This is a genomic window from Priestia sp. P5_B4 (genome assembly GCF_056400385.1).
The window spans coordinates 1-2,275 of record NZ_JBFULJ010000624.1 but is presented as its reverse complement, the minus strand read 5'-3'; the positions used below and the strand labels follow the sequence as shown (position 1 = coordinate 2,275).

The 2,275-nt window shown below is 35.3% G+C and carries 4 protein-coding genes; all 4 read right to left on the bottom strand.

Translation table 11 applies throughout. The annotated features are described in order from the left end of the window. A partial coding sequence (locus tag AC1DRF_RS23870; protein WP_477741859.1) for an IS3 family transposase occupies positions 1-608 on the bottom strand: 608 nt, incomplete at its 3' end. An 8-nt stretch (positions 609-616) separates the two neighbouring features. After that, the gene (locus AC1DRF_RS23865) at positions 617-913 is read right to left on the bottom strand and encodes a helix-turn-helix domain-containing protein (RefSeq protein WP_137739126.1); all 297 of its coding nucleotides are present in this window, start codon (positions 911-913) and stop codon (positions 617-619) included. A 271-nt stretch (positions 914-1,184) separates the two neighbouring features. Beyond that, a complete protein-coding gene (locus AC1DRF_RS23860) occupies positions 1,185-1,769 on the bottom strand; it encodes an NAD(P)H-dependent oxidoreductase (RefSeq protein WP_427077137.1) in 585 nt (194 codons plus the stop codon). Between the two features lie 49 nt (positions 1,770-1,818). Then, positions 1,819-2,275 (bottom strand): glycosyltransferase (locus AC1DRF_RS23855; protein WP_477741858.1); only part of this gene is annotated, 457 nt, incomplete at its 5' end.

Below are 2,275 nucleotides of genomic sequence, written 5' to 3'. Positions count from 1 at the left end.
CTATGTAAGAGGATGCCTTTTACATTTCGGTGTTTTATTGCTTTCTCTAGCGTATCTATGACCAATTTAAGATCATTTCTTCGACTTATTTTATACGCAACAATTTCATTGTTGTATAAATCCTTAATGGCAGATAAATACAAAGTCTGTCCATTGAAAAGTAAATAGGTGATGTCTGTAACCCACTTTTCATTAGGCTGTGAAGCCTGAAACTCTCTGTTGAGATGATTATCCGACATAACAAAGGCTTCTTTTCTTCCGTAGTAGCGACGCTTCTTCCTGATAACTGCTTGAATTTTCATCTCTCTCATCAAACGTTGTATACGCTTGTGATTTACATGTAAGTCACACACTGCCTTTAACCATATTTGTATTCTTCTATATCCATAAATCCCTTTGAATTTTTGATGACAACTCTTTATTTTTTGCTTGAGTTCTTCATCTTCACGTTGTTTTTCAGAAGGAGAGATCTGTCGATTTAACCACTTATAATAGCCACTTCTTGATACTTCTGCGATCTTACATAATAGACGAATCGCAAAATTTTTCTCTGCCTTTGCCATTTCGTTAATAACTTTAAATTTTTTATAGGTTGGTACTTCCTCCATTCCCCCTTTTACATCTGTAAGAGCTTTTTTAGCATTTCATTCTCTGCTTCCAATCGCTTAATTTTAGTCTCAGAACTTTCCGAATGAGAGACATATTTCTCTTTATTAGGCTCTCTCGACTTACCGCGCTTTTCCTCAAGGCCTTTCAGGCCTTCGGCTTCATAATGTCGAACCCAACGTAAAACAGTTGTATGATTAATGCCAAATTCTTTCCCAACTGCTTTACAGCCCAGTCGCCCCTCAAGATATAAATCTACTACTTTTTTCTTAAATCCAATGTCAAACGTTCTCTTTGTTTTCCCCATAAAAAAATCCCCTCCATAGTAGACAGGATAGGTTGCTTTCTTTTACTTGTCTACTATAAGGGGAGCATACCACAATGCCCGAGGTTGCTTTTTATTTTGTTAACGATAATAAATGCTTTGACCTCTTATAATAGATTTAAATATCTTGTCTGTTAAAGGATACATTTTTAGTTACCGTAATGGATTTTCAAGGAATCCAAAAAACTAAACAATAAAAAATCAAATGAAAGTCGAAAAAGACTGCCTGATTTGGCAGTCCTTTTTCTATTCCTTATGAAAAGTGACGATTAATAGTATCTTCCAATCTTGTTAACATACCTTTATAAGCTTCTTCCTCAAGGTATCCAATGCTTCCAAATAGTAAATGTTCTACCGTTTCGATTCCAGTAAAATCAAATATTCCAACATCAGATGTTACCTTCAACCCTGCTGTCATGCCAATCTCATCGTAGACTTCAGTAGGGGTACCATGGGTATTAATAATTAAACCTTTTTTACCTTTCAAGAGTTTAACAATCCCTTCTGCACCAGGCATATAAGCGAAACCATAGGCAAATACTCGATCTACGTATCCTTTAAGAATAGCTGGAAGTCCCGTCCACCAAATAGGATAAATAAATGTTATAGCATCTGCTTCAGAAATAAATTCTTGTTCTGTCTTAATGTCATTAGGTGTTTTTCCAACCTTCATAGCTTCCGTATCTTCTGGTTTTAAAACAGGTTGAAAATTAAGTTCATATAAATCACGTACGATAACTTCGTGTCCGTTTTTCCTTAACGTATTAACAGCTATATCTAAAATTGAATGATTTAAACTCTCTGGATTAGGATGAGCGTAAACAATAAGATGTTTCATAATAAATAATCTCCGTGTATTTAATTTTTATTTGATTATTAAAGATAATTTAATATTGAGTGAATTTCTCTGGAAACTGCTTCACAACTCCCGTAGAGATTGTATCTGCCATTAAGATGATATGTGAGACACCTTCATCAATCGCACCAATTCTTGCCTCCCAATCCTTTGCTAAGCTCGCAGATAAATCATTTGTCACCAATTTTAGATGCATATACAGTAATTTTTTCAGATCCTCATTTTTTAAATAAGGGTTAGCTTGGCTAAGGAACGCTGCTATATCATCAGCATTTCGATACCATTCTTTGTTTAACTGATTCACCAAGGCCTTCTTTCCGTTTTTTGCTGCATCTACAATCTTGCCGGCAAGGATAATATGTTCCTTAAGCAAATCCGTAAGCTTATTTCCGGCTTTCTCTCCGTATACTGTCTTCACAGCATTCCCAATATCCTCTTGGTTTTTAAGCAATCTTGCCAATACCTGCTTTTGATCTTCTGATCCTGCT